This window comes from Actinomadura litoris, assembly GCF_009733595.1.
GTDB lineage: Bacteria > Actinomycetota > Actinomycetes > Streptosporangiales > Streptosporangiaceae > Spirillospora > Spirillospora litoris.
This window is the reverse complement of sequence record NZ_WOFH01000005.1, coordinates 483,167-507,943: the sequence shown is the minus strand read 5'-3', so window position 1 is coordinate 507,943 and position 24,777 is coordinate 483,167. Positions and strand designations below refer to the sequence as shown.

The 24,777-nt window shown below is 69.2% G+C and carries 25 protein-coding genes; 7 read left to right on the top strand and 18 right to left on the bottom strand.

Going from position 1 to position 24,777, the window contains the following annotated elements:
* Positions 1-112: 112 nt before the first annotated feature.
* Positions 113-1,216, top strand: a complete 1,104-nt coding sequence (locus tag GNZ18_RS17055; protein WP_173390792.1) for a serine hydrolase domain-containing protein — start codon at positions 113-115, stop codon at positions 1,214-1,216.
* Between the two features lie 17 nt (positions 1,217-1,233).
* Complete coding sequence (locus GNZ18_RS17050) at positions 1,234-1,800, top strand: DUF4232 domain-containing protein (protein WP_156217414.1); 567 nt, start codon at positions 1,234-1,236, stop codon at positions 1,798-1,800.
* Between the two features lie 5 nt (positions 1,801-1,805).
* On the opposite strand, the gene GNZ18_RS17045 is transcribed toward GNZ18_RS17050, so the two are convergent.
* The gene (locus GNZ18_RS17045; protein WP_156217413.1) at positions 1,806-2,657 is read right to left on the bottom strand and encodes a hypothetical protein; all 852 of its coding nucleotides are present in this window, start codon (positions 2,655-2,657) and stop codon (positions 1,806-1,808) included.
* 580 nt (positions 2,658-3,237) lie between these two features.
* On the opposite strand from GNZ18_RS17045, the gene GNZ18_RS17040 reads away from it, so the two are divergent.
* Positions 3,238-3,699: a ribonuclease domain-containing protein gene (locus tag GNZ18_RS17040; RefSeq protein ID WP_173390791.1), complete on the top strand. Its 462-nt coding sequence runs from the start codon at positions 3,238-3,240 to the stop codon at positions 3,697-3,699.
* Between the two features lie 504 nt (positions 3,700-4,203).
* On the opposite strand, the gene GNZ18_RS17035 is transcribed toward GNZ18_RS17040, so the two are convergent.
* The 5 genes from GNZ18_RS17035 to GNZ18_RS17015 form a co-directional block, all read right to left on the bottom strand.
* Entirely contained in the window at positions 4,204-5,310 is a 1,107-nt protein-coding gene (locus tag GNZ18_RS17035) for a CapA family protein (protein WP_173390790.1), read from the bottom strand.
* A 1,241-nt stretch (positions 5,311-6,551) separates the two neighbouring features.
* Positions 6,552-6,809, bottom strand: a complete 258-nt coding sequence (locus GNZ18_RS17030) for a DUF397 domain-containing protein (protein WP_156217410.1) — start codon at positions 6,807-6,809, stop codon at positions 6,552-6,554.
* A gap of 2 nt (positions 6,810-6,811) precedes the next feature.
* Positions 6,812-7,072 carry a DUF397 domain-containing protein gene (locus GNZ18_RS17025; protein WP_156217409.1) on the bottom strand — a complete coding sequence of 87 codons (261 nt, stop codon included), beginning with the start codon at positions 7,070-7,072 and terminating at the stop codon, positions 6,812-6,814.
* Positions 7,073-7,074: 2 nt separating this feature from the next.
* Positions 7,075-7,287 (bottom strand): DUF397 domain-containing protein, encoded by a 213-nt coding sequence (locus GNZ18_RS17020; protein ID WP_312874575.1) that lies wholly within the window; start codon positions 7,285-7,287, stop codon positions 7,075-7,077.
* Positions 7,284-8,117, bottom strand: a complete 834-nt coding sequence (locus GNZ18_RS17015) for a helix-turn-helix domain-containing protein (protein WP_156217408.1) — start codon at positions 8,115-8,117, stop codon at positions 7,284-7,286. The genes GNZ18_RS17020 and GNZ18_RS17015 overlap by 4 nt, the downstream gene beginning before the upstream one ends.
* A gap of 122 nt (positions 8,118-8,239) precedes the next feature.
* On the opposite strand from GNZ18_RS17015, the gene GNZ18_RS17010 reads away from it, so the two are divergent.
* The gene (locus tag GNZ18_RS17010; RefSeq protein ID WP_156217407.1) at positions 8,240-8,476 is read left to right on the top strand and encodes a hypothetical protein; all 237 of its coding nucleotides are present in this window, start codon (positions 8,240-8,242) and stop codon (positions 8,474-8,476) included.
* Positions 8,477-8,909: 433 nt separating this feature from the next.
* On the opposite strand, the gene GNZ18_RS17005 is transcribed toward GNZ18_RS17010, so the two are convergent.
* Entirely contained in the window at positions 8,910-9,554 is a 645-nt protein-coding gene (locus GNZ18_RS17005; RefSeq protein ID WP_156217406.1) for a TetR/AcrR family transcriptional regulator, read from the bottom strand.
* Between the two features lie 203 nt (positions 9,555-9,757).
* Here GNZ18_RS17005 and GNZ18_RS17000 point away from each other — a divergent pair, with 203 nt between their 5' ends.
* A complete protein-coding gene (locus tag GNZ18_RS17000) occupies positions 9,758-11,155 on the top strand; it encodes an alpha/beta fold hydrolase (RefSeq protein ID WP_156217405.1) in 1,398 nt (465 codons plus the stop codon).
* Between the two features lie 34 nt (positions 11,156-11,189).
* On the opposite strand, the gene fahA is transcribed toward GNZ18_RS17000, so the two are convergent.
* From fahA to GNZ18_RS16980, 4 genes are all read right to left on the bottom strand, one after another.
* Positions 11,190-12,362: a fumarylacetoacetase gene (gene fahA / locus GNZ18_RS16995; protein ID WP_312874574.1), complete on the bottom strand. Its 1,173-nt coding sequence runs from the start codon at positions 12,360-12,362 to the stop codon at positions 11,190-11,192.
* Positions 12,359-13,240: a hypothetical protein gene (locus tag GNZ18_RS16990; RefSeq protein ID WP_156217404.1), complete on the bottom strand. Its 882-nt coding sequence runs from the start codon at positions 13,238-13,240 to the stop codon at positions 12,359-12,361. The genes fahA and GNZ18_RS16990 overlap by 4 nt, the downstream gene beginning before the upstream one ends.
* Positions 13,237-14,427, bottom strand: a complete 1,191-nt coding sequence (locus GNZ18_RS16985; RefSeq protein WP_156217613.1) for a homogentisate 1,2-dioxygenase — start codon at positions 14,425-14,427, stop codon at positions 13,237-13,239. The genes GNZ18_RS16990 and GNZ18_RS16985 overlap by 4 nt, the downstream gene beginning before the upstream one ends.
* A 110-nt stretch (positions 14,428-14,537) precedes the next feature.
* The gene (locus GNZ18_RS16980; RefSeq protein WP_156217403.1) at positions 14,538-15,071 is read right to left on the bottom strand and encodes a MarR family winged helix-turn-helix transcriptional regulator; all 534 of its coding nucleotides are present in this window, start codon (positions 15,069-15,071) and stop codon (positions 14,538-14,540) included.
* 115 nt (positions 15,072-15,186) lie between these two features.
* On the opposite strand from GNZ18_RS16980, the gene GNZ18_RS16975 reads away from it, so the two are divergent.
* Positions 15,187-16,920 carry a pyruvate dehydrogenase gene (locus GNZ18_RS16975; protein ID WP_156217402.1) on the top strand — a complete coding sequence of 578 codons (1,734 nt, stop codon included), beginning with the start codon at positions 15,187-15,189 and terminating at the stop codon, positions 16,918-16,920.
* 4 nt (positions 16,921-16,924) lie between these two features.
* Here GNZ18_RS16975 and GNZ18_RS16970 read toward each other — a convergent pair whose 3' ends face one another.
* Together GNZ18_RS16970 and GNZ18_RS16965 are read right to left on the bottom strand one after the other, a co-directional pair.
* The gene (locus tag GNZ18_RS16970; RefSeq protein WP_156217401.1) at positions 16,925-17,518 is read right to left on the bottom strand and encodes a TetR/AcrR family transcriptional regulator; all 594 of its coding nucleotides are present in this window, start codon (positions 17,516-17,518) and stop codon (positions 16,925-16,927) included.
* A 69-nt stretch (positions 17,519-17,587) separates the two neighbouring features.
* On the bottom strand, positions 17,588-17,983 hold the full coding sequence (locus tag GNZ18_RS16965; RefSeq protein ID WP_156217612.1) for an ATP-binding protein: 396 nt from the start codon (positions 17,981-17,983) through the stop codon (positions 17,588-17,590).
* 572 nt (positions 17,984-18,555) lie between these two features.
* Between GNZ18_RS16965 and GNZ18_RS16960 the strand changes: the two genes are divergently transcribed.
* Positions 18,556-19,428 (top strand): SCO6745 family protein, encoded by an 873-nt coding sequence (locus GNZ18_RS16960; protein ID WP_156217400.1) that lies wholly within the window; start codon positions 18,556-18,558, stop codon positions 19,426-19,428.
* Here GNZ18_RS16960 and GNZ18_RS16955 read toward each other — a convergent pair.
* Genes GNZ18_RS16955 through GNZ18_RS16935 form a run of 5 tightly spaced genes read right to left on the bottom strand, consistent with a single transcriptional unit; the run spans position 19,420 to position 24,686 of the window.
* Positions 19,420-20,118 carry a class I SAM-dependent methyltransferase gene (locus GNZ18_RS16955; protein WP_156217399.1) on the bottom strand — a complete coding sequence of 233 codons (699 nt, stop codon included), beginning with the start codon at positions 20,116-20,118 and terminating at the stop codon, positions 19,420-19,422. The genes GNZ18_RS16960 and GNZ18_RS16955 overlap by 9 nt on opposite strands.
* Positions 20,119-20,162: 44 nt before the next feature.
* Positions 20,163-21,479 (bottom strand): ABC transporter ATP-binding protein, encoded by a 1,317-nt coding sequence (locus GNZ18_RS16950; protein ID WP_156217398.1) that lies wholly within the window; start codon positions 21,477-21,479, stop codon positions 20,163-20,165.
* 23 nt (positions 21,480-21,502) lie between these two features.
* Positions 21,503-22,333, bottom strand: coding sequence for a carbohydrate ABC transporter permease (locus tag GNZ18_RS16945; RefSeq protein ID WP_156217397.1), 831 nt, complete (start codon positions 22,331-22,333; stop codon positions 21,503-21,505).
* Entirely contained in the window at positions 22,333-23,271 is a 939-nt protein-coding gene (locus GNZ18_RS16940; RefSeq protein WP_156217396.1) for a carbohydrate ABC transporter permease, read from the bottom strand. Before GNZ18_RS16940 ends, GNZ18_RS16945 begins: the two co-directional genes overlap by 1 nt.
* Positions 23,272-23,282: 11 nt before the next feature.
* The gene (locus GNZ18_RS16935) at positions 23,283-24,686 is read right to left on the bottom strand and encodes an extracellular solute-binding protein (RefSeq protein WP_216651323.1); all 1,404 of its coding nucleotides are present in this window, start codon (positions 24,684-24,686) and stop codon (positions 23,283-23,285) included.
* Positions 24,687-24,777 lie beyond the last annotated feature (91 nt).

The window sequence follows — 24,777 nt, the reverse complement described above, 5'->3', positions numbered from 1 at the left end:
GGACAGCCATGGTGTAGACAGCTACACCCCCGCTCGGGCCCTGGGCCCAGTGTCGCGCCGACTCTGCTTCGGCAGTGTTGATCACGTCAGCACGAACCGACGAGGAGTCACCATGTCGCGCATCCCGGCCCTGTTCACCGCCGCCCTCGGCGCCGCACTCGCCGTCACCGCCGTCGTCCCCGCCGCGAACGCCGCCCCCAAGCCCAAGGTCCAGGCCGCGGCGGACGACCTCGTCGCCTCCGGCGTCCCCGGCGTGAACATCATGATGCGCCGGGGCGGACACGTCTCCTACGTCACCTCGGGCGTGTCCGACAAGGCGACCGGCGCCCCCATGGACCACCGGCTGATGTTCCGCGCGGCGAGCCTCACCAAGTCGTTCACCTCGACGGTCGTCCTCCAACTCGCCGCCGAGCACCGCCTCTCCCTCGACGACACGGTCGAGAAGTGGCTGCCCGGCGTCGTCCAGGGCAACGGCAACGACGGCTCGAAGATCACCCTCCGCCAGCTGCTCGCGCAGAAGACCGGCCTGAACGACTACACCCGCGACCCGCGTCTCCTGCAGGACCCCAAGCGCACCTGGACCAAGCCCGAACTCATCGCGATGGCCATGGAGCAGCCGCCGAAGTACGAGCCCGGCGAAGACTGGAACTACTCCAACACCAACTACATCCTCGCCGACATGGTCGTCGAGAAGGCGACCGGCCGGACGCTCGGCACCGAGCTGAAGCGCCGGATCTTCAACCCCCTCAAGCTGCGGCACACCTCGTTCCCGACGTCGAGCCGCGCGTTCCCCGGCCCCTACATCCACGGCTACTGGGGCAAGTACGGCGACGTGAGCACGGAGGTCAGCCCGTCCAGCGGACGCGGCTCCGGCGGCCTCATCTCCACCGTCGACGACCTGGCCCGCTTCCACCGGGCCCTGTTCACCGGCCGGATCCTGCCCGCGCGCCAGATGCGCGAGCTGACGACCACCCGCCCCGTGATGGACGAGTGGATCGTCGAGGACTACGGCCTGGGCGTCGCCCGGACGAGGTTCTCCTGCGGCTACGGCTGGGGCCACGACGGCGGCTTCCCCGGCTACCGCACCTGGGCCTACACCAGCGCGGACGGCCGCCGCCAGGCCGTCATCACCTACAACGAGACCGAAGGCGAGGAGGGCAACCCGGCCTTCCAGGCGAAGATCAAGAAGGCCGCCGAGACGGCCTTCTGCTCCTGACCTGACATGCTGAGCGGGTGACCCGCCGTCCCCGAGCCTGGCCGATCATCGCCGCGGCGGTGGTGCTGTGCGGCGCATGCGGATCCGCGCCGTCCACCGACACCACCGCCGCCGTCCCGCCGCCGTCGATGCTGCCCAAGTCCGCGCTGTCCCCCTCGCCGCCGCCCTGCCCCCCGGACGGCATCTCGATCACCTCGGACATCCCGGACGCCGCCCTGGGCCTGCGCGCGATGCGGATCAAACTGGCCAACTGCGGCACGAAGCCCTACACCTTGAACGGCTACCCGGGCCTCACCGTCCTGGACGCCTCCCGCAAGCCGGCCCCGATCAGAATCGTTCAAGGCCCCACAGAGGTAAAAGACGCAGGCCCGCACCCCCTGACACTCACCCCGGGCAAGGCAGCCGAAGCGGTGGTCGTCTGGCGAAACACGGTCGCCGACTCAGTCGACCCACCGATCAAAGGCATCTACCTCCAAATAGTTCCCGCCCCAGGCCGCCAACCCCAAACCATCCAGCCGTCAGGAACCCTGGACCTGGGCACCACAGGCACCCTGAAAACCACAGCCTGGACCCTCTCCCGCTAGCCGCGTCAATAGCGTTCGCAAATAAGGTTCCCGGATATCTCGTAACCGGGTCCGCTGGGGTTGACCCCCGTGAGCTTCCAGTCGCTCTTGCCGGTGGCGTGCGGCCTGCTGGACCTCAGGAAGGCTTCCCAGCTGAAGAAGCCGACACCGACGCTGCTCGTGCCGCGCGGGCAGGCCCAGGTGGGCCCGTCGCCGTTGAGGTAGGAACCCCGTTCTTCCTTGTACCAGTCGGCGCTGCCGTCGGAGTTCTCGATGCAGATCACATAGAGGTCGACCTCCACGGTGTCGGAGTCGGTTCGCGCGCCCCCGGCGAAGCCGCGAATGTAGGTGCGGGACGGCTGGTACGACATATTGGCACCGGTCAGCGCCGCAGTCGGCCCCTTGGCCTCGCCTCCGACATTCACCATGTGTTCGTAATGGGGGTACGGGGGTGCGTCGTTCCAGCACTCCATTCCGACGCCATGCCTGTTGGGAACGACCCCCGAGTTCTTGATGATCCTGTAGCCGGGCGACGGGGTCGCGCACATGGCGTACCAGGTCATCTCGAACGGGGCGGTGTCGCCGTTGTCGGAGCGGGCCTTGACCAGCCACCCGGAGTCGGCGACAGGGAACGAGGCGGCCACACTATGGCCCTCGGGCAGATCGAAGCCTCCTCCCACGGGTTGCTTGCCTTCGGGGCAGTGGGCGGTCCTGGCCTCGTAGGGCGAGACCTTCCCGCTCTCTTGCACCATTTCCAGGCCGGACAAGCGATGCCGAACGGTCGCACCGGAGGCCGGGGCGGGCGAGACACCGGCGACCGCCACGGTGAGCGCGGCCGCCATGACACGGCGGCGCGCCGGGGAGCGTCGAGACAGCAAAACGGTCTCCTTTCAGGAAGGCACCCTCCGCTGGGGCCGGGTGGGCGGTGAGCGTCTCACCGCCCACCCATGTCGCCAAGGGCCAAAAATTCCCGACCTTCGCCACCATCTGAAACTCTGGCCCACCCGAGACGGTTGCGACCCTTTGACGACCACGCTGACATGCTGGACGCCCTCGAATCACCGCCGTCGCGCGACCGGTCCGAAATCACCGATGCAACGGGCCAACCGGTCCTCCGCGCTCAGCGCCCATAAGGAAGGCAGATCCCCAGACCCTTCCGGTCCCACCCCGGCATGCCGCCCCACCCTTCGGACTGTTCCAACCAGACAACAACCAAGTGCCAAATCTCATCCATTTGCAATGAATGGACAGCAAGTCCCCATTGAGTCGCAAGCTTGTGATCAATAAATGGCACCTGCTAACTTTGACTCGCGCAACAAAGATCCACGCGATCGGCCGCCCACGCCAACAAATATGTACACATAGCGGCGCATCATCGAGGCTCACGACTGACCACACCGCACGATAATGCGCTGCCACGAAACCTCTCCTCGCTTCTCAACGCAAGAAAGGGAATCCATGCTGGCCCAGAGAGCCGCCCGATGGCTGACACCACTCGCCGCCGCCGCCCTGATCACCGGCGCCGCTCCCGCCGCCTCGTCCGCACCGACCCGCCCGGCACCATCAGCCCCGGCCTCCGAATCATGGACACGCGGCTTCCCGATGTGCAGCAACCCTCCCACCGCCATCGCCAGGTGGTGGAAACGCAACGGCTGGGTGCGCAACGGAGATGTCAACAAGCAGTACCGCATGGACGAGGGCGGGCGCGTCGCCTTCATCTGGGGCGGAAAAACCTACAAGAACGTCAGTACACCGCGACTGCCGTCATACGGCACCTACAACGAGTACGACGTGCACCCGAGCAGTAGGCCGAACGCGCCGAGAGACAGCCATCGCCTCGTCCGGAGACTCAGGGGCGGCAACCTCTACTACACCGCCGACCACTACAGAAGCTTCTGCTACATAGGCGCCGGCTGGTAGGCGACCCTGATCATCTCCAAGCTAGGCCCCGACCTGTCGCCACGAAGTGGATCCAGACTCTTCAGCGACACACCGGCCTCGCCAACACGACCGGCGGACCGCTGAAGAACCCATATCCAGCGAGCCCCACTTCCCTTCTCAGGTCTACGGCTTTACCGTGGGGCCCTCATCGCCCCCAGCAGGGTTCGCAACCTTCGCCGCGGTGGCCGGGTCGCCGAACTCATACACGTCCTCATCGCCCCCCACAGGGTTCGCAACGCGAACACGGCGGCCGCCATGGCGGCCAGGGCGTAGTGGTCCTCATCGCCCTCAGCAGGGTTCGCAACATTCAGCAGTGCGACGAATTCCCTTCGCATCGACCTGTCCTCATCGCCCCAGCAGGGTTCGCAACGCCTCCGGAATGGTCCCTGGCGGACGGCTGGGCGACGTCCTCATCGCCCCGAGCGGGATCGAAACTCGGGCGTCAGCGGCAGGCGGAGCAGCGCTTGCAGGTTCTCGTCGGCCCTAGTTCTGGGTTGAGGCGAGTGGGATGTTGTATCCGAGGCTTCGTACGACCCGGGTCGTGCTGGCCACGGTGGCCTGGCTTCCTGAATCACTGCTCAGCGCGCGGAGTCTGATGGTGCCGGGCGTGACGAGCGTGGGGACGAAGGAGGGCTGCGTCTTCCACTGGCCCTGCGAGTTGCGGGTGAAGGTGACCTTCGCGACGATCCCTTCGTGCGTGGCCTGGGTGTTGGCGGTCGGGTTGGCGACCACGTTCCCCATGCCGTACACAACCCATTTGCCGTTGATCTGCTCGTAGGGCTGGACGACGTGCGCGTGGCAGCCGAGGATCAGGTCAACATTGGGCGAGCGCATCAAGGTCTTCGCCAGACTGCGCTGCTCAGCCGTCGGCTCGTGCTTGTACTCCTCACCCCAGTGCAGGCTGAGGATCACGATCTCGGCGCCTGCCTGCTTGGCGCGGGCCGCGTCGGCGAGGATCCTTTTGGGGTTCAGAGGGGAGTTCACGATCCAGGGTTTTCCGGCGGGCTTCGGGATGCCGTTGGTGCCGAAGGTATAGGAGAGCTGGGCGACCTTGACCCCTTTCACGTTCAGGATGTTTATCCGCTCCGCATCTTTCGCGCTGAGGGCTGTGCCCGTGTGCCGAATGTCCGCCTTGTCCAGGTCGTCGATGGTTCGGCGCACGCCCGGTTCTCCTTGATCAATGGAGTGGTTGGACGCGGTGGAGCAGGTCTTGTAGCCGAGCCCGCGGATCGCGCTCACGATCTGCGGCGGTGAGCTGAACATCGGGTAGCCCTGGAAGGGCCCCGATGGCGGGGCCAACGGCGTCTCGACGTGGCAGACTCCCAGGTCCGTGTCACTGATGATGGGTTTGAGCTGGGCGAGCATCGGGCTGAAGTCGAACCCGCTCTTCCCCCTGGCCTTCGCATCCGAGGCGGCCTGTTTGGTCACGACCTCGTGCAGGAGGAAGTCGCCGGTCCCCGCCACGGTGAACCGAGCTTCCTGCCGTCCGCCCGACTCGGTCGCCCCGCGCTGCCCCGCAGGGTGGTCGTCGTCGCCACCGCACCCCGACAGCACGGCGAGCCCGAGCGCGCCGACGAGCAGACCGCCCATAGCGCACTGACCCCGGGTGATCACGGCCTTTCGAACGGACGCAGAAGTTCCCATGCATACGGGTCTTCAACATCTCATTTCCCTCAAACGACAACTTACCAGAATGTGGATCATCGTTAAGGATGCCTTTGTCGGAATCCGCCGGATTCTGGAACCATCTTTGCAAGCGCACAAGCCTCGCGTAACAGGCATATTGGCGACGCCATCGCGCGGAGCGGCGCCCGGCGCGTCACCGCCATCGGCAAGGCCGGCAGACTGGAAGAACCTCCGACGGCACGCCAAGTACGCGTACGTCAGGCGCGTCACGGTCTCGGCGAAGTGACCCCGACCAGCGGAAGACGCCACCCCCAACCATGCCCGCGATTTTCGGCGTCCGGCTGAGCACCGCCGACTTCAGGCCAAGGGCTCGCCTGTGAATGCAAGACAGGCGTCGACGGTTGCCAAGGGCACGGCGCCGCAGCGGCTACTGGAGTAGCTACGCCGCTCGCACACCCAGCTGACCTCACGCACGTCGGGCCGACCGGACGTCACCGAGCTTCGCGAGGCCCTACGCTGAACCTGCGATGCACCGCCGTCATCAATGCGTCGTAACCTCTTCATCCACCCGGGTCGCCGATACAAGCTTGATCAAGGTTTTTCAGCGACACGCCAGGGTCAACGACACAACCGGCGGATCGCTGAAGATTCCGCTTCGAGCAGGCCGTGCTTCCCCTCACAGACCTGTGGCTTTACCGTGGGGTCCTCATCGCCCCTGGGAGGGTTCGCAACGCTCAGACGGCCAGAGCCGCGCCATGATGAGCGGTTGTCCGCATCGCTCCTACGAGGGTTCGCAACCGTCGCATGGCGACCATGGCGGGCACATCGTCCTGTCTTCATCACCCCTACGCGGGTTCGCAACTCGAAGTTCATGTCCGCGTCCGTCAGGCGCTCGCGCGTCCTCATCGCCCCTACGCGGGATCGCAACATCCGCAGCGGCATTCTGACCCGGGTGGACTGTCCATCGGCCCTAGGTGGGTTCGCAAGGTGCGCGTCGTGCGCTCCGTGACCGCGCCCATCGCGGTCCTCATTGCCCCTCCGCGAGGGTTCGCAATCTGGGGCGCTGCCACGGCCGCGCTCGTGGGGCGCCTGCGTTCTTATCGCCCCTACAGGGTTCGCAACCTCACCAGCAGCCGCGCCTGATACTCCACGTCAGGTTCTCGTCGTCCTTGGAGGTTTCGTTACCGCATGCGGATGGTGGCGCCCTAGCGCTCAGAGGGTGGGGTCCGCCTTATGTGCTTGGTGAAAGCTCGCCAGGCAGCGGGGGTGAGTGCCAGCCGAGGGCCGTCCGGGTCCTTGGAGTCTCGCACCAAGATCACGGACGCCGCATCTGTGACCTCGACGCAGTTACCACCCTGGCCGCCGCTGCGGCTGCTCTTGCGCCACCGGCCAGCTTCCACGCAAGCACCGCCTTGGCCGCCGCTGTGACTGCTTTTGCGCCATCGGACGTCCGATGCGTCCATAATTAACCCCACAGGTCGAAGACATCCGCCTTCACGTGTTGGGCGAATACTCGCCAGGCGGCGGGGGCGAGCGCCAGCCGAGGACCATTCGGATCCTTGGAGTCACGAACCAGGATCGCGGATGTAGTGTCCGCTAGTTCCACGCAGTCGCCACCCTGGCCGCCACTACGGCTACTCTTGCGCCACTGGCCCACCTCGACACAGTCGCCACCCTGGCCACTGCTGCGGCTGCTTTTGCACCATCGGACGTCCGAGGCAACCATAGTTACCCCCTCAGGTCGTATTCGTTCACCTTCACGCGCTGCGCGAAGACCTGCCAAGCAGAAGCATCAAAGATCAGCTTTGGACCGCTCGTGTTCTTAGAATCTCGTACGGCCACCATTGGGCCGTGTGGCGCGACTTCGACACAGGCGCCACCTTGACCACTGCTGTAGCTACTTGTACGCCAGCGAAGGTCTTGCAGGTCAGAGGCATTCACGAGTAGTCCTCCAGAGCCATCTTGATCATCTTGAGAGAGCCTCCAGTCGGAAGCGACTCTCCCATCACCAGGTCGAAGCGCACTCTGTATTCGGCGACCGTGGCCGCATCCTCTATTATCTGGCTGACCTCAGGACCCTCATGATAGGCGACATCTATGCCCATGGGAAGACTCAACACAAAGAATGACCCATCAAGGCCAGCGTAAGTAACTGAGGAGAATGGCAGCATTCGGACTTCTATTTTAGGGTTCGTTTCAGTCACGTCAATCAATCGATCCAGCTGCTCCGCCATGACCAGCGGCCCGCCGACACAACGATGCAGGATGGCCTCGTCGAGGACGTACCACATGCGAGGCGCATCGTCCCGGGCGAGGATCTCCTGACGCTCCATACGCGAGGCGACGCGCTCTTCGAGCATCTCAGGGGCCAGTCCCGAGTTCAGGACCGCCCGCGCGTAGGCCGGTGTCTGAAGCAGGCCGGGCACTACCTGAGCTTCGAAGAAGCGGGCCGCCACAGCCTTGGCTTCGATCTCGGCATACCTGGAGAATCCCGGAGGCGCTGCGACGTGCTTGCCTTCGCGCTTGATCTCAAGCCACATCTTCCAGAACACACGCTTCGGGGTCTGGAAGTAGACGTCCAGGTCATCGGCGGTGGCTTCGGAGCAGGGCTTCTGGGCGGTCTCCAGTTTCTCGATCCACCCTGGCTGACAGCCGAGCGCCTGCGCGAGTTGGGGGCGCGAGGCGCCCGCTGCCTCTCGGTGAGCGCGCAGGACCGCGCCGAATGTCCGAAGCAGCGGGTCTCGGGTGTAACCGGCTTGTTCGTTCGGCATGGGGAGGCTCCTCGGGACAGCTGGGGTGAAGCCTGGGGAGTGTTGGGGCTGTAGCTGAGAGTAGTCGAGCGTGTGAAGGTTGTCGCACGAAATCCGGCAGGCGGGCGAGCAAGGGGTCGGTGATGGACGGGCGAGCGCGGGACGAGCGGGAGCTGGAGTCACTGCGAGGTGACTTCGGTGGGTGGCGGATCTGGCGGGCCGTGCGGCAGGACGGCCGGCTCGGTGAGTGGGTCGCCAGCCTGCACGACCCGGCGGCGGGTGTGGAGCCCACGCTCATGCATCCCTCTGCGTCGCTGTTGCGCGAGGCCCTCAAGCAACAGGCCCGGCGGGCCCGTAAGGGCTCGTCGGGGTCTGGGTGAGCGCGGCGCGGTCGGTGTCATGCCCCCCGGACCACCGGCCGCGCCGCTTCCAATCGATAACTGCGAGGTGAACCGTCATGGGTGTGTCATGGGTGTGAGCTGGCAGGCGTTTCCCGCCCCTATGAGCGACCGGCAGACGCATCTGAGTGCGCTGCGAGCAGTCCTCGACCTACGTCCGGAACTGGCGTGCGGGGTGGTTGAGCGGCGTGGGGCGCCGGCGGGGTTGAGTGTGGTGTGGCGGGGGCGGCCGCACAGGCTGGTTGAGGTCGGGTGCGACTTCTTCGAGGGGGCCTGGTGGTTCACCTGGGGTGACGGGCGGCGGATTACGCCGGTGAGCGATGTCGAGTATGCCGTCGCGCTCGTCGTTCGGGAGCTGGCTCGGGCTTAGGTGAGGTTGGGCCTGCACTTGGGCCCGCCTCGTCCTGGCGGCGGGTCAGGGGGTTGTCAGGCTTTCTACTTCGGCCTCGAATAGGCGGGCGGGGTCGAAGCCCATGGGGGCGAAGTGGCCGGCTAGTTCCAGGGAGAGGACGCCTTGGACGCGCGTCCACGTGGACAGGGCGCGGTGCAGCGCTTGGGGTGGGGCCGGGTGGTCTTTCGCCCAGTGGCGGGACGTCGCCAGGTGTTCCTCGAAGTCGGTGGGCGGGTCGGCGGCGGGGATTTCCTGGCAGGCGTCCAGTACGAGGCGCATGACCTCGTCGGCTATCGCGGTCGTCTCGTCGGGGGCGTGGTAGCCCGGAATCGGTGTGCCGTGCAGGAGGAAGTAGCGCTGCGGGTCGTCCAGCGCCCAGCGGCGTAGGGCGTGGGCGAGGGTGGCCAGGTCGGGGCTGTCCGCCACGGCGGCCTTGAGGGTGTCGGCCTGGCTGCGGTAGGCGTCCTTGATCAGCTCGGTGATCAGCTCGTCGCGTCCGGCGAAGTAGCGGTAGAGGGCGGGGCCGCTCATGCCCATCTGTTTGGCGATCGCGTTGAGGGACAGCGCGGACGCTCCGGCGGTGGCGATCTGCTCCCACGCCCGTTCCTTGATCTCCTCGCGGACCTGCGCCCGGTACCGCTCGCGGGGAGACGTCGCGCTCTTCGCCATGTCACCACCCCTTTCCACCGTGGGTTAAAGAGTATCGCCGACAGTAGTGCTTCTAACTTGCGGGCCCCCTGCCCCTTGACGAGGCGACTGTGAGGCTGTCAATTTGGTTATAGCTTCTAGCGTACATAACTGCTTCTAAGGGGTTGGGTGTGGGCGGAGTCTTCGGGCTGCGGGTGGAGGTCGTCGTTTTGGCGAGTGGGGTGATGTTGGCCCCTGTGCTGGCCGCGCCCGCGCAGGCAGCGCAGGGGATCGCGTGGCGTGCTTGTGCCGACGCCGAGTTCGCGGGCCTGCAGTGCGGCACCATGCGGGTGCCGGTGGAGTGGTCCACGCCGCGTGGCGCGCAGATCGAGCTGGCGCTTGTCCGGCGGGCGGCCGGTGATCCGGCGCGCCGGCAGGGGACGCTGGTGCTCAACAACGGGGCCGGGCGGTCCGCGATCGAGCAGTTGAGGCTCGCGATGCGCAGCGGGTTTCCCGAGCTCGCCGGGGCGATGACGCAGCGGTTCGACATCGTCGCGATCGACCCTCGGGGGGTGGGGCACAGTGCGCCTGTGCGGTGTGCGGTGCCGATGAAGGGCGAGGGGGTCACTCATTTTCCCCAGGATCGTGGCGCCTTCCGTAGGCTCGCCGAGCACAATCGCGGATTCGGCGAGGACTGCCTGCGGCGCAATGGGCCGCTGGTCGCCAATGTCGACTCCGTCAGCGCCGCCAGGGACTTCGAGGCGTTGCGTGTGAAGCTCGGGGAGCGGCAGCTGAACTGGTACGGGATCATGCACAGCACCCTTCTCGGACGCACCTACGCCGCGCTCTTCCCCGGACGGCTCCGCACGCTGAACGCCGACACCGCGCTCGACGACACCGTCTCGCCGCTCGACCAGGCGCTGAATGAGGCGTCCGCCGCCGAGGATTCTTTCGACCGGTTCGCCGCCTGGTGCGGCACGGATGACAGGTGCGCCTTGAAGGGGCACGACGTCGGCGCCGAGTACGACGCGCTCGTCGCCCGCGCCGATCGTGAGCCCATCCCCGTCGAGGACGGGCGGCCGCTGACGGGTGAGGACATCCGCGAGGCCACGCAGGAGAGCCTGGACCTCAAGGGATTCTTCTGGCCCCGGCTCGCGGGGGCGATCGCCAAGGCGCGGGGCGGGGACGCGTCGGGGTTCGCCACCGCGGCCGACCGGACGCTCGACCGCGTCCAGGAGCAGGTCGGCGGGTGCCTCGACACGCACCGGCAGATCCGGACGTTCAAGCAGGCCGAGCGGGCGCAGAAGGCGCTCAAGGCGCGTTCGCCTCACCTCGGCGGGGCCGTGTCGGGCTGGGCCAAGCTCATCGGGTGCGTGGGCTGGCCGGTGCCCGCCAAGCCCGCGCGTGCCGGTGGGAGGGTCCCGCAGGGCCCGAAGGCGCTGGTCGTCCAGTCGACGCACCAGGCGCACGCGCCGCACTCGGCGGGCCGGGCGTTCGCCGGCCAGTTGCCCGGGAGCGTCGTCCTGAGCCGGGAAGGCGACGACTACAGCATGTTCCTGTCGTCGGCATGCGTCCGGGACGCGACCAACCAGTACCTGACCGACCTCGTGCTGCCCGCGCCCGGCACCGTCTGCACCGACTGACCGCCGGGCCCGGTCGCCGACCGGGCCCGGCGGTTCAGCGTGCGGGCAGGACGCGGCCCCGGACCTCGCCGAAGGAGATCGAGGCGCCGGACGCGCCCGGCGCGGTCGCGGAGATCGTGACCTCGTCGCCGTCCTCAAGGAAGGTGCGGGGCTCGCCGTTCACCTCGACGGGCTCCTTGCCGCCCCAGGTCAGCTCGATGAACGCGCCGCGCTGGTCCTTCTCGGGGCCCGACACCGTCCCGGACGCGAACAGGTCGCCGGTGCGGGACGAGGCGCCGTTCACCGTCATGTGCGCGAGCATCTGCGCAGGCGACCAGTACATCTCCCGGTAAGGCGGACGGGACACGACCTGGCCGTTCCACTCGACGACGAGGTTCAGGTCGAGCCCCCATGCGTTCTTCTCCTGGAGGTACGGGAGAGGCTCGGGGTCCTGCAGCGGAGTGGCCACGCGGGCCGATTCCAGCGCGAGGAGGGGGACGACCCAAGGGGAGATGGACGTCGCGAAACTCTTCCCCAGGAACGGCCCCAGCGGGACGTACTCCCAAGCCTGGATGTCACGCGCCGACCAGTCGTTCAGCAGGACGGCCCCGAAGACGTGCTCAGAGAACTCGTCCGTGGGGACGGGTGTGCCCAGGGGGGAGGTGGTGCCGACGATGAAGCCGACCTCCGCCTCGATGTCCAACCGGCGGGACGGGCCGTAGGAGGGCGTGTCCTCAGACGGCGCCTTGCGCTGGCCGCTCGGGCGGACGATGTCCGTGCCGGACGCGACGACCGTCCCGGCGCGTCCGTGGTAGCCGACCGGGAGGTGCTTCCAGTTCGGCATGAGCGGCTCGGAGTCCGGGCGGAACAGGCGTCCGAGGTTGGAGGCGTGGTGCTCGGAGGCGTAGAAGTCGACGTAGTCGGCGACCTCGATCGGCAGGTGCGGGGTGACCGCGCCGACCGGGTGGACGGCCGAGCCCGGCACGTCCCCCGACACCAGGTCGATGATCCGCTCGCGGACCTCCACCCACCGTCCGTATCCCTGCGCCATGAACGGGTTCAGCGACGGCCGGGCGAAGACGTCGTCGCCGAGCGCGGCGGCCAGGTCGACCACCGTGTTCGCGACGCGGACGCCCACGCGGGGTGAGAGCCCCGGTGTCGAGAACACGCCGTAGGGCAGGTTGGCGAGGCCGAACGGAGAATCCGCCGGGATCGCGATACGGGTCACAGATCCTCCTGGAAGAACTCGTCTGGGAGTAGGCCGAGACCCGCGAGGTCGCCCAGCGGCTCGGCGATGCTGCACGTCCCGAAGGACAGGAAGGCCGAGCGGATCTCGGCGGCCCGGTCGGCGAGCGCGGGGACGGCGCCCGCGACGAAGAACGGGTCGCGCTGGTCGAGGATCTTGGCCAGCTCGGCGGCGGTGCCGCCGTCCAGCGCCGCGTCGGTGGCGAGCAGGATGTTCAGGTAGCCGTGCTGGTCGAAGCCCGTCGCGCGCTCGGTGTGCCGGACGGGGTTGTGCAGCCCCGCCGTGGCCTTGAACGGCACGCCCGCGATGACCGCCGACTTGATCGCGTCGGCCAGCTCCTCCACGGACGGGTACAGGTCGGCCGTCACGCCGCCGGTGCGGAACTTCGCGCGGTGGCCGGTCGCGGCGAGGCCCCGGATGATCTCGGAACGGCGCTCGTCGCGGGGCACCTCGACGCAGACGGGGACGTCCTCGCGTCCGGCGTGGGCGCGGTCGAGGGCGCGGAAGAAGTCGCCCGGGGACATGCCGGGCGGGACGGCGACCTCGATCCCGTGCAGCTCGACCGGGATCCCGGACGCGGCGGCGAAGGTCTCGGTGACGTCGTCGGGGCCGCCGGGCGCGGTCACCGAGATGCCGATCTTCTCGCGCAGCATCGGGCCGAGGTCGCCCAGCGCGTTCACCGGCAGGACGAGCGGGCCGACCATCGGCGCGTAGGCGGCGGCGCGGTGCCGGCGGTGCGCGGGAACGGCCTCCGCCAGCGGCGCGAGGCCGGGCGGGAACACGGCCGCGTCGTCGCACAGCCCGGTGAACAGGGCGGGAGGCTCGATGGCGGGGGCCACGGCGGCGAGAGGCTCGGTCATGACCGCCTCGCCCAGGTCCAGGCGTACGCGGGATCCTCACCGGCCAGACCGCCCTCGCCGATCTCCAGCGGACGGAAGGTGTCGACCATCACGGCCAGCTCGTCGAAGAACTCGGCGCCGATGCTGCGCTCGTACGCGCCCGGCTGCGGGCCGTGCGCGAGGCCGCCGGGGTGGACCGACACCGAGCCCTGCCCGATGCCCGACCCCTTGCGGGCCTCGTAGTCGCCGCCGCAGTAGAACATGACCTCGTCGGAGTCCACGTTGGAGTGGTAGTAGGGCACCGGGATGGACAGCGGGTGGTAGTCCACCTTGCGCGGGACGAAGTTGCACACGACGAAGTTGTGCCCCTCGAACACCTGGTGCACCGGCGGCGGCTGGTGGACGCGGCCGGTGATCGGCTCGAAGTCGTCCACGTTGAAGGTGAACGGGTAGAGGCAGCCGTCCCAGCCGACGACGTCGAACGGGTGCCGCGCGTAGGTGAGCCGGGTGCCGGCGACGCCGCCGGGGCCGCGGTGCTTGACCAGGACGTCGACGTCGCTGCCGTCCACCTGGATGGGGTTGCCGGGGCCGTGCAGATCGCGCTCGCAGTAGGGGGCGTGCTCCAGGAACTGGCCGAAGCGCGACAGGTACCGCTTGGGCGGCGTGATGTGCCCGGTCGCCTCGATGACGTAGGTGCGCAGCGGCAGGTCGCCGTTGGGCAGCCACCGGTGCGTCGTGGACGTGGGGATGACCACGTAGTCGCCCTGCCGCGCCGAGAGCGCGCCGAAGATCGTCTCAACGGTCGCGCTGCCGGACTCGACGTAGACGATCTCGTCGCCGGTCGCGTTGCGGTACAGCGGGGACGCGGCGCTGGAGACGGCGTAGGACAGCCGGACGTCGGCGTTGCCGAGGATCAGCCGCCGCCCGGTCACCGTGTCGGTCTCGCTCCAGGTCTCCTTGGGGAAAAGCTCGTGCAGCTTGAGGTGGCGCGGTTTGAGCGGGTGGTTCGGCGTCGTCGCGGCGTCGGGGGTCTCCCAGACGCGCGAGTCGACGATCGCCGAGGGGATCTCCCGGTGGTAGAGCAGGGAGGAGTCCGAGGAGAAGCCCTCCTCGCCCATCAACTCCTCGAAGTACAGCCGCTCCGCGCCGTCCCTGTGCTGGGTGTGGCGCTTCGGCGGTACGTCGCCGGCCCGGCGGTAGTGGGCCATGGTCTCGTTCGCCTCCAGCAAATGATTAACGTGTTTACTACTTTGCGTCGACATTACGACGCCGGTCGGGATCAGGGAAGGGTCGCCCCCCGGGCCGGCCGCCCGCCAGGCTAGCTGCGCTCGCGGACGTCGAACCGGTCGCGCCCGGCGATGAGCTTGTCCAGCAGCATGATCAGTATCTGCTGCTCGGCCTCGGTCAGCACGCTCGCCCACTGCCGCTCGCGCTCGTTCTGCCCGGTGAAGATGTCCAGCATCGCCTTGCCGCCCTGATCGGTCAGCGACAGGATCACCGACCGGCCGTCGCGCTCGCCGGGCGTGCGGACCATCATCCCGTCCGCGACGAGGGTCTTGGCGAGGTTGGAGACGGCCGCCCTGCTCATCCCGGCCAGCGTGGCGGCGCGTCCGGGCTCCAGCGGCCCGGCGAGCCAGGTGACGAACAGCAGCCGGAACGCCGACCAGGAGTGCCCGCGCGGGCGGTGCACGGTGGACTCCAGGTCGTAGGTGACGATCGCGGACGCCCGGTTGAGCGTCAGCAACAACCGTGTGGCGGCGCGGTGCGGAAAGCCGAACTCTTCCGACAGACGGCGGCCGGCGAGGTCGACGAACGACCAGAAGTCCAGTTCCGCGTCGCCATCAGCGTCCATGACGCCACCCTAGTCCCGCCGGATCTAATTGGTTCACATTTTGATTACCTGCGGGTTCACCGTGGCGGTCCCCGGGCATCTCCCCTCTGACGATCACCGGGGACGTGGGGGGACGATGGCGACGGTCGCCGACCAGTTCATCGAGGTGCTGCGGCAGGCCGGGGTGCGGCGGATCTACGGGGTGGTCGGCGACAGCCTCAACCCCGTCGTGGACGCCGTCCGCCGGACGGACGGCATCGACTGGGTCCACGTCCGCAACGAGGAGGCGGGCGCGTTCGCGGCGGCGGCCGAGGCGCAGACCACCGGACGGCTCGCCGTGTGCGCCGGAAGCTGCGGGCCCGGCAACACGCACCTGCTCCAGGGCCTGTACGACGCGCACCGCTCCGGCGCGCCCGTGCTCGCGCTGGCCTCGCAGATCCCGAGCACGCAGATCGGCAGCGGCTACTTCCAGGAGACCCGTCCCGAGCGGCTGTTCGCCGAGTGCAGCCACTACTGCGAGATGATCAACGGCCCGGCGCAGATGCCCCGGATCCTGCGGACCGCGATCCAGCACGCGGTCGGGCTCGGCGGCGTCGCCGTGCTGACGTTGCCGGGCGACATCGCCAGCCGGGACGCGACCGAGCCCACGGGCGAGCACGACCTCCTCGTCCGCAAGGGCGTGGTGCGTCCGCCGCCCGACCAGGTGGAGCGGCTGGCGGGCGCGCTGAACCGGGCCCGCAGGGTGATGCTGTTCTGCGGCGCGGGGGTCAGGAACGCGCACGCGGAGGTGATGGCGCTGGCGCACAAGGTCCTGTCGCCGGTCGGGCACGCGCTGCGCGGCAAGGAGTGGATCCAGTACGACAATCCGTTCGACGTGGGTATGAGCGGGCTGCTCGGCTACGGCGCCTGCTACGACGCGACGCAGGAGGCCGACCTCGTCCTGCTGCTCGGCACCGATTTCCCCTACGACCCGTTCCTGCCCGGTAAGAACACCATCCAGGTGGACGACGACCCGTCCCGGCTGGGCCGCCGCACACCCCTGGACCTGGCCGTGCACGGGGACATCGGGGAGACGCTCCGGCTCGTCCTGGAGAAGGTGGAGCAGAAGCACGACCGCTCCTACCTGGACGACATGCTGCGCAAGCACGCGCGTGCCCTGGAGAACGTCGTCTCCGCGTACACGCGCGACATCGACCGGCACATTCCGATCCACCCCGAATACGTCGCGAGCGTCCTGGACGACCTCGCCGCGGAAGACGCCATCTTCACCGTGGACACCGGCATGTGCAACGTGTGGGTCGCCCGCTACATCACCCCCAACGGACGGCGCCGCGTGATGGGGTCGTTCGTGCACGGCAGCATGGCGAACGCCCTCCCGCACGCGATCGGCGCGCAGTACGGGGCGCCCGGCCGCCAGGTCATCTCGGTCTCCGGCGACGGCGGCCTCGGGATGCTGCTCGGCGAACTGCTCACCGTGCGGCTGCACCGCGTGCCGGTGAAGATCGTCGTCTTCGACAACGCGTCGCTCGGCATGGTGAAGCTGGAGATGCTGGTGGACGGCCTGCCCTCGTTCGAGACCGACCACGAGGCCGTCGACTACGCGGCGATCGCCGAGGCGGCGGGCATCGAGTCGGCGCGGGTGGAGCGCCCGTCCGACGTGCGCGGCGCGCTCGGCAGGGCGCTCGCCTCGCCCGGCCCCTACCTGGTGGACGTCGTCACCGACCCGAACGCGCTGTCCATCCCGCCGCGCGTCACCGCGCAGCAGATCAGGGGCTTCGCGCTGGCCGCCGGGAAGACCGTCCTGACCGGCGGCGTCGGCAGGATGCTGGACCTGGCCCGCAGCAACCTGCGCAACATCCCGCGGCCCTGACCCCTCAGCCGAACGGCCGGGCCATCTCCTGCAGCAGGTCGTCGGCGATCTCGGCCAGCGGGCGGGGCGGCCGCTCGTCCGTCCAGACGATCGCGGCGATGCGCAGGGCGGCCATGAACGCGCCCGCCATCGCGCGGGGGCGGGCGCCGCCGGAGGGGAGGCCGTCCCGCACGGCGATGAGGTCGGCGAAGGTGCGCTCCAGCGAGGCCCAGTGCGCGAGCTGCTGCGCCATCACCGAGGGGTGCTCGCGCGCCAGCCGCGCCTGCGCCACCCAGCGCGGATCGCGCTCGCCCTCCTCGGCGAGCATCGCGTGCAGCGAGCCGCGCAGCGCGGCCCACGACGACTCGTCGCACGGGCGCGCGATGAACCGCTCCAGCAGGTTCTGCATGCGCCGCTCGTCGCCGTAGAGGAGCGCCTCCTCCTTGCCGCCGAAGTAGTTGGAGAACGTGCGCCGCGACACCCCGGCCGCGTCGGCGATCGCCTCGACGGTGACCTCCTGGAGACCGTGCTCGACGGCGAGGCGCATCGCGGCGTCGTGCAGCGCCTCGCGCGTCGCCTCCTTCTTGCGCTCGCGCAACCCGCCGGACGTCGTCTCCATGGTCGATCCAGACTACCCATGCCGGACGAACCGCCGCCCAGGAGACGATCTGCCCGCCGCCCCCCGGTCTCAGGCCCCCGCGGACACCCTGGCGGCGTCGACCTCGAACCAGAGCCGGGTGCGGCGGGGCGTCTGGTCGAGCCCCCACTCCTCGGCGAGCGCGTCGATCACGGTGAGCCCGCGCCCGTGGTCCAGGCGGCACCGCCGGTGCTGGTCGGCGCCGGCCGGACCGTCGTCGGCCACCTCCACGCGCAGCCGCCGCCCGTCGGTCTCCACGGTCACCCTGATGAGCCCGGTCCCGTGCAGGACGGCGTTCGCGATGGCCTCGGCGCTCATCAGCTCGACGTCGTCGAGCAGCGCCGGGTCGGCGACGACCTTGCCCGCCCGCTCCCGGACCGTGCGCCGCGCCCGCCGCGCCTCCTCCGGGTCGGCGGTGAAACCGAGCGGGTCGCCGAGCCGCTCCATCCCGCTCACGTCGCGGCCCGCCGAGGGCCGCCACGGTCGCGGGAGCCTGGGTCCGTCGTGCCGAGATTCACTGCATCACCACACAGAGGGTCGGAAGCGCATCGCAATCATTCACCTGCGGTAAGTGATCGGGCAACGCGCCGGACGACTTGATCTTGACCTTTCCGGGACACGCTCGGCGGCACGGGTACCGGGCGGCACCGGTCCCGCGCGGGCGAGCGGCGGGCCCGGGCCACAGGGGGTCCGGTGGGCAGGCGCCGTCCGGCGGGCGGAACCGGACCACCGGCGGCCCGGGACGGGTCGCTGACGGTCTGGGACCGCTCCAAACCGACCCGACGGGGCGCGCGGCGGGTCGGAGCGGCGGACGGTTTCGGCGGTGCGTTCGAGGGCTTCCAGGTCGGGCTCTGGGGCGGAGCCTACGGTATGACTTAACGTCCCATCCGCCGATTGCGCCAAAAGTAAACCGCGCGTCGCCGATTGCTCACCCGGACGGAGAATCACAGGTCGAGGCCCCCGCGAGCGCCCCATAACGATCATGCGATGCTGTGCCCAGCCGACCTGAGGAGCCCGACATGACCGACCCGAGCCTGGCCCGCCGGATGTGGCACCAACTCGAACCCGTCCACGCCCCGTTCTGGTACGCGCCCGAGATGTTCGCCGAGGCCGCCGCCCTCGGCTTCGACGGCGAGGAGCGCTGGGCGAGCTACTTCGCCTGGCGCGCCGCGCCCCTCGGCGCGGTGGGCGCCGAACGCGTGGCGTCCGCCTTCTACAGCTTCAGCCCGCGCCTGATCGCCGCGCACTTCCCGGCCGACTGGGAGACCGCGTCCCCCGACCGCGTCCTCGCCGCCCGCACCCGCGTCGTGGACCGCCTCTACCGCACCCTCCTCGGCGACGCCGTCGGCGAACTCTCCGAGGCGGCCGACCTCGCCCGCGAGGCCGCGCTCGCGGCCCCGCTGGCGGGCCGCCCGCTCGCCGCCGCCTACGCCGCCGTCCCCTGGCCGGACGAGCCGCACCTGGTCCTCTGGCACGCCATCGGCATCCTGCGCGAGCACCGCGGCGACGGCCACATCGCCGCCCTGCTCACCGCCGGCCTCGACCCGGCCGAGGCCCTCGTCTCCTTCGCCGCGATCGGCGCCGCGTCCCCCGCGACCTTCGCCACCCGGGGCTGGACGGACGCCGAATGGACCGCCGCCCGCGACCGCCTCATCGGCCGCGGCCTCCTCACCCCCGACGGCGCCGCCGCCGACGGACTCCGCGCGCTGCGCGACGACGTCGAGCGCACCACCGACGACCTCGCCTACGCGCCCTGGCAGGCCCTGGGCGCCGACAAGGCCGCCCGCCTGGCCGAACTGACCACGCCGCTGCTGGTCAAGGCACTCGAATCCGGCCTGCTCCCCAGCGAGAACGCCCTCGGCATAGGCAAGATCCCCGCGCCGTCACGGTAGAGGGCGCAGGCGGAAGGCCATGAAGCCGGGGGACTGCTCCAGGCGCGCGTGGTCGTCGGGATAGCGGGTCGCCATTTCGGGGGCGGGACGGGGTTCCAGGAGTTCGTCGATGTAGAAGCCCGCCTCGCGGAACTCGGCGACGGTGACGGTGAGGGGGCGGCGCCAGGCGCGGATGGGCCACTCGTGCTCCGCGCTGAGGGACTCCTCCACGGGCTCGGTCGTGAAGTAGGAGCCGCCCAGGCGCAACCATGTCGCCATCGGGTGCTCGGTGGACAGGACGAGCGCGCCCGACGGGGTGAGGACGCGGCGGAGTTCGCGCAGCAGGGCGACGCGGTCGTCGAAGTAGTGGACGGCCAGCGCGAGCACGACCAGGTCGGCCGTGCCGTCCTCGACCCAGGTCAGGGGCTTGGTCAGGTCGTGGACGCGCAGGTCGGCCCGGCCGCCGGTGCGCTCGCGGGCCAGCTCGACGAACGTCGGGGACGCGTCGCAGCCGAGGACGCGCGCTCCCCGGTCCAGGAGTTCGCGTGCGTACAGGCCGGGGCCGCACGCCGCGTCGAAGACCGTCAGCCCCGCGACGTCGCCCGCCAGGCCGAGGAGGGCGGGCCGGTCGTAGTAGGCGTTGTAGGCGCTGTCCTCGGCGTGGGCGGCGTACTCGTGGGCGAAGCGCTCGTACATGTCCCCGGAAGTCATGCCCCCGATCGTGCCAGACAAGATCAACGGGGAGGAGCGGCCGGTCAGGGCTCGGTGGGCGCCTCCGGCGCGGACGCCTCCGAGGTGGACGCCTCCGAGGTGGACGCCTCCGGTGCGGGCCGCTCCGCGTGGCGCTGGGCGTCGCGCTTGGCCTCGCGGTGCTCCTCGCCGAGCCGTCCGAGTTCGGCGACGTGCTCCTCGTCGCGGGTCAGGTTGTCACCCGTGGACGGGTCGAAGATGTGGATGCGGGACGTGTCGATCCACAGCTCGGCGTCGCGCCCGGGGGTGATCGGGCTGGAGGCGTCCAGCGCGACGACGGCCTGCGTGCGGAGCTGGTCGCCGTCGAGCTCGCGGGACAGCTCGCGCAGCTGCGCGGCGAGGTCGTCCGGGGCCTCGTAGGGGACGTAGGCGTACAGCTCGTTGCCCAGCCACTCGGTCACGTCCACGTGGGCCGCGACGACGCTGCCGTGCGCCTTCTTCTCCTCGCTGACGAGCGAGGCGTCCTCGAAGTGCTCGGGACGGATGCCGACGAGCACCACCTCGCGGCCCTCCAGCGCGGCGGCCTTGCGCTCGTCGCGCACCTCGAAGCGGCCGAGCGGGGTCTCCAGCGTCGTCCCGTCGACGGAGGCGGGCAGGAAGTTCATCGACGGCGAGCCGATGAACCCGGCGACGAACAGGTTGACCGGCTGCTCGTACAGCTCACGGGGGCTCCCGACCTGCTGGAGGACGCCCTTGCGCAGCACCGCGACGCGGTCGCCGAGCGTCATCGCCTCCGTCTGGTCGTGCGTGACGTAGACGGTCGTGACGCCGAGCCGCCGCTGGAGCCGGGAGATCTCGGTGCGCATCTGGCCGCGCAGCTTGGCGTCCAGGTTCGACAGCGGCTCGTCGAACAGGAACGCGTCGGCCTGCCGGACGATCGCGCGGCCCATCGCGACGCGCTGCCGCTGCCCGCCCGACAGGTTCGCGGGCTTGCGCTCCAGGTGCTCGGTCAGCTCCAGCAGCTCGGCCGTCTCGTTGACGCGGCGCTTCACCTCCGCGTCGGGCGTCTTCGCCAGCCGCAGCGGGAACGCGATGTTCTCGAAGACCGTGAGGTGCGGGTACAGCGCGTAGTTCTGGAAGACCATCGACAGGTTCCGCTCGCGCGGCGCGACCCGGTTGACGACGCGGTCGCCGATGACCATCTCGCCGGAGGTGATGTCCTCCAGCCCGACGATCATCCGCAGCAGCGTCGACTTCCCGCAGCCCGACGGCCCGACCAGGATCATGAACTCGCCGTCCCGTACGTCCAGGGACACCTCGTTCACGGCCGGGAAACCGTCACCGTACCTCTTGACGATCTTCTTCATGGTGATGGCGGCCATGGTTCTCCCTAATCCCGGTGGGCTCAGCCCTTGACGGCGCCGGACGTCAGCCCGGCCACGATGCGGCGCTGGAACGCCAGGACGATGACGACGACGGGGACGGTCACGACGACCGCCGCCGCGCAGATGGCGGTGGTGGGCTGCTCGAACTGCGACGCGCCGGTGAAGAACGCCAGCGCCGCCGGGACGGGACGGGCGTTGTCGGAGGAGGTCAGCGAGATCCCGAACACGAAGTCGTTCCAGCAGAAGAAGAAGGTGAGGATCGCGGCGGTGAACACGCCGGGCGCGGCCAGCGGGACGATCACCTTCCGGAACGCCTGCCAGGCGGTGGCGCCGTCGACCTGCGCGGCCTGCTCCATCTCCCACGGGATCTCGCGGAAGAACGCCGACAGCGTCCAGATCGCGAGCGGCAGCGCGAACGAGATGTAGGGGATGATCAGGCCGAGCCAGGTGTCGTACAGGCCGATGTCGCGCCACAGGTTGAACAGCGGGCCGACGAGCGAGACGACCGGGAACATCGCGATCGCCAGCGCGAACGACAGGATCAGCTTCTTGCCGGGGAACTCCAGCCGGGCGATCGCGTAGGCGACGAGCGTCGCGAACACCACGCCGACGAACGTCGCGATCACCGAGATGCCGATCGAGTTGATCAGCGCCGAGGTGAACAGGTCGGTCTTGAAGACCGTGCGGTAGTTGTCCCACGTCCAGTGGTGGGGCAGGAAGCCCTTCTGGTTGCCGATCTCACCGGGCTGCTTGAACGACAGCATCACGATCCACAGGATCGGGAAGACCGTCCAGACGAGGATGAGCAGGGACGCGACGATCCACAGCCATTTGGAACGGGCGCTCTCCATCACCGGTCACCTCGCACTTGGGACAGGTCCACGCGGAACCCGCGGATGAACACGACCGCGATCAGGACCACCGACAGGAACAGCAGCACGCCGACCGCGTCGCCGAGGCCGATGGCGGTCCGGGTGATCGTCTGCTGGTAGGTGAGGAACGACAGCGTCTGCGTCTTCTGCTGGCCGGAGGTCATGATGTAGACGTTGTCGAAGATCCGCCACGCGTCCAGGGTGCGGAACAGCACCGCGACGAGGATCGCGGCCTTCATGTTGGGGATCGTCACTCGGCGGAGCCGCTGCCAGGCGGTCGCGCCGTCCACGGTCGCGGCCTCGCCGAGGTCGTTCGGCACCTGCGCCAGCCCGGCGAGCAGCAGCAGCGACACGAACGGCGTCGTCTTCCAGATCTCCGACAGGACGATCACGAACAGCGACGACCAGCGGCCGGAGAACCAGGCGTAGTCGCCGAGCCCGAACCAGGAGTTCACGAACCCCGACTGGAGGTCGAAGGCGTACCGCCAGGCGAACGCAGAGATCACGGTGACGATGCCGTACGGGAGCAGGATCGCCGTCCGGACGGTGCGCCGCGCGAACAGCGCCCGGTGCATCACCATCGCCAGCCCGAACCCGATCACCAGCTCCACGGCGACGGTGGCGAACGTGATGATGAACGTGGTGAACACGTTCTGCCAGAACAGCGGGTCCGACAGCGCCGTCCAGTAGTTGGACAGGCCGACGAACTTCTTGTCGTCGGGCGCGGTGATCCGGTACCGGAACAGCGACAGGTACAGCGCGTTGAGCAGCGGGTACGCGGTCACCAGCAGCATGACGATCACGGCGGGCGCCGACAGCAGCAGCCCGAGGCGGCGCTCGCTGCGGCTCCGGTCGGACAGCTCCGCGCGTCCCGCCCTGCGTTTCGTCGCGGCGGGCGCGCTCTGTACTGCGGCCATCATCCGTCCCTTCAGAGCAGCGCCTGGTCGCGCAGGACCTGGCGGATGAACGTCTCGGACCTGCGCGGCGTCGAGTTCGGGTCGACGGAGGCGGGCGGGTGCCAGCGGCTCTGCACGGCGCCGGACACGTCGGTGTAGTACGGCGTGATGGGACGCGGCGACGCGGCGTTGATCGAGTCCCGGATGAGCCCGGCCATGGGGAACTCCTTCTTGATCTGCGGGTCGTCGTAGACCACCGCGCGGGCCGCCGGGTTGCCCGTGTCGATCATGTACTGCTTCATGTTCTCGGGGGTGGTGATGCACCTGACCGCGTCCACCGCGAGCGTGTCGCGGTACTTGCCGTAGCCGCCGATGCCGAGTTCGATGCCGCCGAACGGGGGCTTGCTGTCCTGGTTCGCGTTCACCTTCGGGTAGCGGGCCCAGCCGAGGTCGGCGGGGATGTTCTTGTTGATCACCCCGGCCTTGGCGTCGCCGTTCTCGGCGCGCCAGATGTACCCCCAGTTGATCATGAATCCGCCGCGCGACCCGTTGAGCACCGACCTCGCCTGCTCCTCGATGTCGGTGGACAGCGTCGGGCTCGCCGCCTTCGAGCGGGCGAGCTTGCGGATGATCGTCGCGGCCTGGCGTCCGGCCGGGGAGTCGATCTCGATGGTGGCGTCGGCGCCCTTCTCGGCGTCGCTGATGATCCGGCCGCCCGCGGACGAGATGAGGGCGTTGATCCACACCATGTAGCCCTCGTACCGGTTGCCCTGCGCGGCGACGGTCGTGTTCGTCCGGACGGCGGCGTCGATCATCTTGTCCCAGGTGAAGTCGGGCGCGCTCGGATCGACACCCGCCTTCTGCGCGGCCGACTTGCGGTACCAGAGCAACTGGGTGTTGGCCCAGAAGGGCGCCGCGTAGAGCTTGCCCTCCCACGTCGAGCTCTGGACGGCGGGCGGGAACACCCCGTCGGTGAACTGCTTCGACTCGGCGGCGGTGAACGGGCGCAGGAACCCCGCGTTGGCGACCTCCGCGACGAACACCGGGTCGAGGCTCATGATGTCGAGCCCGGAGTCCTTGGCGGCGAGCCGCCGGACGAGCTGCTCGCGCTGCTGCGTCGCGTCGTTCGGCAGCACCGAGGTCTTGATCTTGTACTTGCCGCCGGACGCCTTGGTGCAGGACGCGGCGAGCTTGGCCTGGCCGCCGTCGTCGGGGTTGATGTACCAGTTCAGCGTGGGTGTTCCCCCGCCGCCGCCCGAGCACGCGGCGAGGCCGCCGGCCAGCAGGGTCAGGGCCACGGCGGCGCGGAGCGGGGGGAGGCTCCGCCGCATGCGCCGGTCGGGCGGGGCGTGCCGGTCGGGCGGAATGGCTCTCCTCCGTGCGATCCGTTCAGCGCGCATGACGCGGCCGGGTCGTCGTCCGATCCGCTCGACCATCGGGCCTCCTGAAGCCACCCACCAAGCGCGGGCACTTCGCCGGGCCGCATCCATGGCGGGACCGTATTCATTCGATCACTGGAGCGGGTGC